Raw genomic sequence first — 5262 nt, 5'->3', positions numbered from 1 at the left:
GTAAGCGTCAAATACAGCCCACATTCTATTAATAGTGAGTCCATGAGATAATCTCCCTAGAAATCATATTGGGAGGTTTTTCTATGACCCTTAAGGAAAAAAGAATAGAATGGAAAGCACGATACGAAGAATGGAAACAGAGTGGAGAGAGTGTAGTGGATTGGTGCCAACATCAAGAAATTAAAGTCCACCAAATGTATTACTGGATACGGCAATTTGAAAGTAACAGCGGTTCCAAACAGACACCCGTTGCGGCACAATGGTTCACTGTTCAGGTTGATGAAGAAGCACCCCCTTCGGGGCAGGGTTCTGTTCTGCTTCATTTTGGTACGATCACAGTTGAGGTACCAACTGGAGCCAACATGGATCTATTATCAGATGTTGTCCATGTGCTTAAAAACCAATGTTAACCAATACCCAATTTCAAAGGGTTTATCTAGCGCGGGGTAGTACAGATCTTCGCAAATCGATTGATGGGCTAGCTGTCATCGTGAAGGAATGTTTTGAACTTGATCCCTTTTCGCCCAGTCTATTCGTTTTCTGTAATCGGAAGCGAGACAAGTTAAAAATCCTTCATTGGGAAAATAATGGGTTTTGGCTTTATTATCGCCGGCTGGAAAAAGGTACCTTCCATTGGCCATCGGAAAATGATAAGACCCCCAAGAACATCAGCCCTCGCCAATTTCGTTGGTTGCTAGATGGACTATCCATCGAACAAAAGCAAGCCCATCAGGAAGTAAAAGCACGTATTATTCTATAAAACTAGTTAAATACAAAATAGGGGGAATTCGGCTGGTCAAACCGGATTCTTTTCCGTATACTAGGTGTATGGAAAAGACAGCGCAAACTTCAAAAGATACAATTGAATATTACAAAGCGCTCAACGAGAAACTCGAAATGGAAAAGGAAGAGTTGGAAGCTAAACTAAAATGGTACGAGGAACAATTCCGTCTGAGCCAACAGCGCAGATTCGGGGCTTCTAGCGAGAAGACCGACCTGGATCAACTTTCCCTTTTTAATGAAGCCGAAGCTACATTCGACCCGAAGGTTGAAGAACCAACCGTTGAGACGGTTACATATAAGCGTAAGAAACAGCGTGGAGAACGTGAACGCAAATTCGAAAACCTGCCTACAGAGACGATTCACTATCGTTTGTCTGATGAGGAACAGGTTTGTTCGTGCTGCAGTGGTACAATGCATGAAATGAGTACAGAAGTACGCAAGGAATTAAAGGTTATCCCACCACAGGTCAAAGTGGTTGAACATGTTCGCCATGTATATAGTTGCCGCCACTGCGAGCGTAATGAATTAGAAACACCTATTGTGACGGCGGAAATGCCGAAGTCAGTTTTCCCTGGTAGTTTAGCATCCCCTTCGGCGATGGCATTTACCATGACCCAAAAATATGTTGAAGGCATGCCCCTGTACCGCCAAGAAAAGCACTTGGAGCGATTTGGTGTGTCTATTTCTCGTCAAACGCTAGCCAACTGGACCATCTATGGGGCAGAAACATGGCTTAGTCCGATTTATGAGGAGATGCATGCGAACCTCCTGCAGATGGAATGGCTACACGCCGATGAAACAACCCTGCAGGTCTTATCTGAGCCAGATCGTCCACAGGCGTCGACATCCTATATCTGGCTGTATCGCTCAGGTCATGGGAATACGCCTATAGTCCTGTATGATTACCAGCAAACACGGGCTAGCAAGCATCCTCAGCGGTTTTTGGACGGCTTCCAGGGATATCTGCATGTGGATGGGTATGCTGGTTACAATAATATACCGGATGTTAGGTTGGTCGGGTGCTGGGCGCATTCCCGCCGAAAATTCACCGAGGCCCTTCGAGCGCTTCCTGAGACCGCAAGCACATCTACCGTCAAGGCAAAGGAAGGTTTGGCTTATTGTAACCAATTATTTGAAATCGAGCGCAAACTAAAGGGCGTAAGTCCGGAGGAGCGCTTCGACGCACGACAGGAACTCAGCAAACCAGTGCTAGAGGCTTTTTCGGCATGGTTAAAAGAACTAACACCCCGTGTATTGCCAAAAAGTGCACTTGGTCAAGCTATCAAATATTGCCGTAATCAATGGGATAGATTAGTAGCATTTTTAGAGGACGGACATTTGGAGATTGATAACAACCTAGCCGAAAGATCTATTAAACCTTTTGTAATCGGCCGCAAAAATTGGTTGTTTAGTAATACCGCAAGGGGAGCAAAGTCTAGTGCGATCATCTATAGTGTTGTAGAGACAGCAAAGGAAAATGGATTGAACCCATTCTATTATCTTAGCTATCTATTTCAGGAGCTTCCCAATATTGATACGACAGACAAAACAAAATTGGCCGAATTCCTGCCATGGTCACCGACACTTCCCGAGAATTGCCGGGTTCTTGTTAAATCTAAATAAAGCATAAATCAAATCCCCATCTGAAAACAGGTGGGGATTATTTGACGCTTACTTATAATCTGCGTTCACAAGAAATACAAACAATTCATTTTTTAATTTCTAATTAGCTAATTTTTTGTGACACGCCTTTTTCTACGGAGATTAACTCTACTTTGACAGGGTATACTTAAAGATTAATAGACCACGTTTAACATGATATTTTCTTCTTGCTGTGAATAGTACCTTCTTTGATGTACCGAAGCAGAAACTCTACTTGTGAACTTAAATTCAAGAAACTCAGTTACAAGATCTTCTTCTTCCCAGTGGAAATTCTCCATCAGTCCTGCTTCTATCAACTAAAAAAGAACTTACACTATTCTATTCTCCTCTAGATGCTTCAGTGTATCGACCTTTGCAATGTAAGCGTCAAATACAGCCCACATTCTATTAATAGTGAGTCCATGAGATAATCTCCCTAGAAATCATATTGGGAGGTTTTTCTATGACCCTTAAGGAAAAAAGAATAGAATGGAAAGCACGATACGAAGAATGGAAACAGAGTGGAGAGAGTGTAGTGGATTGGTGCCAACATCAAGAAATTAAAGTCCACCAAATGTATTACTGGATACGGCAATTTGAAAGTAACAGCGGTTCCAAACAGACACCCGTTGCGGCACAATGGTTCACTGTTCAGGTTGATGAAGAAGCACCCCCTTCGGGGCAGGGTTCTGTTCTGCTTCATTTTGGTACGATCACAGTTGAGGTACCAACTGGAGCCAACATGGATCTATTATCAGATGTTGTCCATGTGCTTAAAAACCAATGTTAACCAATACCCAATTTCAAAGGGTTTATCTAGCGCGGGGTAGTACAGATCTTCGCAAATCGATTGATGGGCTAGCTGTCATCGTGAAGGAATGTTTTGAACTTGATCCCTTTTCGCCCAGTCTATTCGTTTTCTGTAATCGGAAGCGAGACAAGTTAAAAATCCTTCATTGGGAAAATAATGGGTTTTGGCTTTATTATCGCCGGCTGGAAAAAGGTACCTTCCATTGGCCATCGGAAAATGATAAGACCCCCAAGAACATCAGCCCTCGCCAATTTCGTTGGTTGCTAGATGGACTATCCATCGAACAAAAGCAAGCCCATCAGGAAGTAAAAGCACGTATTATTCTATAAAACTAGTTAAATACAAAATAGGGGGAATTCGGCTGGTCAAACCGGATTCTTTTCCGTATACTAGGTGTATGGAAAAGACAGCGCAAACTTCAAAAGATACAATTGAATATTACAAAGCGCTCAACGAGAAACTCGAAATGGAAAAGGAAGAGTTGGAAGCTAAACTAAAATGGTACGAGGAACAATTCCGTCTGAGCCAACAGCGCAGATTCGGGGCTTCTAGCGAGAAGACCGACCTGGATCAACTTTCCCTTTTTAATGAAGCCGAAGCTACATTCGACCCGAAGGTTGAAGAACCAACCGTTGAGACGGTTACATATAAGCGTAAGAAACAGCGTGGAGAACGTGAACGCAAATTCGAAAACCTGCCTACAGAGACGATTCACTATCGTTTGTCTGATGAGGAACAGGTTTGTTCGTGCTGCAGTGGTACAATGCATGAAATGAGTACAGAAGTACGCAAGGAATTAAAGGTTATCCCACCACAGGTCAAAGTGGTTGAACATGTTCGCCATGTATATAGTTGCCGCCACTGCGAGCGTAATGAATTAGAAACACCTATTGTGACGGCGGAAATGCCGAAGTCAGTTTTCCCTGGTAGTTTAGCATCCCCTTCGGCGATGGCATTTACCATGACCCAAAAATATGTTGAAGGCATGCCCCTGTACCGCCAAGAAAAGCACTTGGAGCGATTTGGTGTGTCTATTTCTCGTCAAACGCTAGCCAACTGGACCATCTATGGGGCAGAAACATGGCTTAGTCCGATTTATGAGGAGATGCATGCGAACCTCCTGCAGATGGAATGGCTACACGCCGATGAAACAACCCTGCAGGTCTTATCTGAGCCAGATCGTCCACAGGCGTCGACATCCTATATCTGGCTGTATCGCTCAGGTCATGGGAATACGCCTATAGTCCTGTATGATTACCAGCAAACACGGGCTAGCAAGCATCCTCAGCGGTTTTTGGACGGCTTCCAGGGATATCTGCATGTGGATGGGTATGCTGGTTACAATAATATACCGGATGTTAGGTTGGTCGGGTGCTGGGCGCATTCCCGCCGAAAATTCACCGAGGCCCTTCGAGCGCTTCCTGAGACCGCAAGCACATCTACCGTCAAGGCAAAGGAAGGTTTGGCTTATTGTAACCAATTATTTGAAATCGAGCGCAAACTAAAGGGCGTAAGTCCGGAGGAGCGCTTCGACGCACGACAGGAACTCAGCAAACCAGTGCTAGAGGCTTTTTCGGCATGGTTAAAAGAACTAACACCCCGTGTATTGCCAAAAAGTGCACTTGGTCAAGCTATCAAATATTGCCGTAATCAATGGGATAGATTAGTAGCATTTTTAGAGGACGGACATTTGGAGATTGATAACAACCTAGCCGAAAGATCTATTAAACCTTTTGTAATCGGCCGCAAAAATTGGTTGTTTAGTAATACCGCAAGGGGAGCAAAGTCTAGTGCGATCATCTATAGTGTTGTAGAGACAGCAAAGGAAAATGGATTGAACCCATTCTATTATCTTAGCTATCTATTTCAGGAGCTTCCCAATATTGATACGACAGACAAAACAAAATTGGCCGAATTCCTGCCATGGTCACCGACACTTCCCGAGAATTGCCGGGTTCTTGTTAAATCTAAATAAAGCATAAATCAAATCCCCATCTGAAAACAGGTGGGGATTATTTGACGCTTAC

Annotated in this window: 7 protein-coding genes; 6 read left to right on the top strand and 1 reads right to left on the bottom strand. The window is 43.8% G+C overall.

Annotated features, from left to right (window positions below; genetic code table 11):
* Positions 1–83: 83 nt before the first annotated feature.
* From tnpA (PY093_RS21035) to tnpC (PY093_RS21025), 3 genes are all read left to right on the top strand, one after another.
* The gene (tnpA, locus tag PY093_RS21035) at positions 84–410 is read left to right on the top strand and encodes an IS66 family insertion sequence element accessory protein TnpA (protein ID WP_275645859.1); all 327 of its coding nucleotides are present in this window, start codon (positions 84–86) and stop codon (positions 408–410) included.
* Positions 404–760 (top strand): IS66 family insertion sequence element accessory protein TnpB, encoded by a 357-nt coding sequence (gene tnpB, locus PY093_RS21030; RefSeq protein WP_275645858.1) that lies wholly within the window; start codon positions 404–406, stop codon positions 758–760. The genes tnpA (PY093_RS21035) and tnpB (PY093_RS21030) overlap by 7 nt, the downstream gene beginning before the upstream one ends.
* Before the next feature lie 68 nt (positions 761–828).
* Complete coding sequence (tnpC, locus tag PY093_RS21025) at positions 829–2406, top strand: IS66 family transposase (RefSeq protein ID WP_481769292.1); 1578 nt, start codon at positions 829–831, stop codon at positions 2404–2406.
* Between the two features lie 173 nt (positions 2407–2579).
* Here the strand turns inward: tnpC (PY093_RS21025) and PY093_RS21020 are convergent, their stop codons facing one another.
* The gene (locus PY093_RS21020; RefSeq protein ID WP_275647695.1) at positions 2580–2723 is read right to left on the bottom strand and encodes a hypothetical protein; all 144 of its coding nucleotides are present in this window, start codon (positions 2721–2723) and stop codon (positions 2580–2582) included.
* Between the two features lie 164 nt (positions 2724–2887).
* Between PY093_RS21020 and tnpA (PY093_RS21015) the strand changes: the two genes are divergently transcribed.
* From tnpA (PY093_RS21015) to tnpC (PY093_RS21005), 3 genes are all read left to right on the top strand, one after another.
* Positions 2888–3214: an IS66 family insertion sequence element accessory protein TnpA gene (gene tnpA, locus PY093_RS21015; protein ID WP_275645859.1), complete on the top strand. Its 327-nt coding sequence runs from the start codon at positions 2888–2890 to the stop codon at positions 3212–3214.
* Positions 3208–3564: an IS66 family insertion sequence element accessory protein TnpB gene (gene tnpB, locus PY093_RS21010; RefSeq protein WP_275645858.1), complete on the top strand. Its 357-nt coding sequence runs from the start codon at positions 3208–3210 to the stop codon at positions 3562–3564. The genes tnpA (PY093_RS21015) and tnpB (PY093_RS21010) overlap by 7 nt, the downstream gene beginning before the upstream one ends.
* Before the next feature lie 68 nt (positions 3565–3632).
* Entirely contained in the window at positions 3633–5210 is a 1578-nt protein-coding gene (gene tnpC / locus PY093_RS21005) for an IS66 family transposase (RefSeq protein ID WP_481769292.1), read from the top strand.
* The last annotated feature ends 52 nt before the right edge of the window (positions 5211–5262 follow it).

This window comes from Cytobacillus sp. S13-E01 (genome assembly GCF_029193815.1).
Taxonomy (GTDB): domain Bacteria; phylum Bacillota; class Bacilli; order Bacillales; family Bacillaceae_L; genus Bacillus_BV.
This window is presented reverse-complemented; position numbering and strand designations above follow the sequence as displayed.

Excerpts from the sequence above, each read along its gene's own strand:
- tnpA (WP_275645859.1), top strand. The coding sequence starts at position 84 with ATGACCCTTAAGGAAAAAAGAATAGAATGGAAAGCACGATACGAAGAA.
- tnpB (WP_275645858.1), top strand. The coding sequence starts at position 404 with ATGTTAACCAATACCCAATTTCAAAGGGTTTATCTAGCGCGGGGTAGT.
- tnpC (WP_481769292.1), top strand. The coding sequence starts at position 829 with ATGGAAAAGACAGCGCAAACTTCAAAAGATACAATTGAATATTACAAA.
- PY093_RS21020 (WP_275647695.1), bottom strand. The coding sequence starts at position 2,723 with ATGGAGAATTTCCACTGGGAAGAAGAAGATCTTGTAACTGAGTTTCTT.
- tnpA (WP_275645859.1), top strand. The coding sequence starts at position 2,888 with ATGACCCTTAAGGAAAAAAGAATAGAATGGAAAGCACGATACGAAGAA.
- tnpB (WP_275645858.1), top strand. The coding sequence starts at position 3,208 with ATGTTAACCAATACCCAATTTCAAAGGGTTTATCTAGCGCGGGGTAGT.
- tnpC (WP_481769292.1), top strand. The coding sequence starts at position 3,633 with ATGGAAAAGACAGCGCAAACTTCAAAAGATACAATTGAATATTACAAA.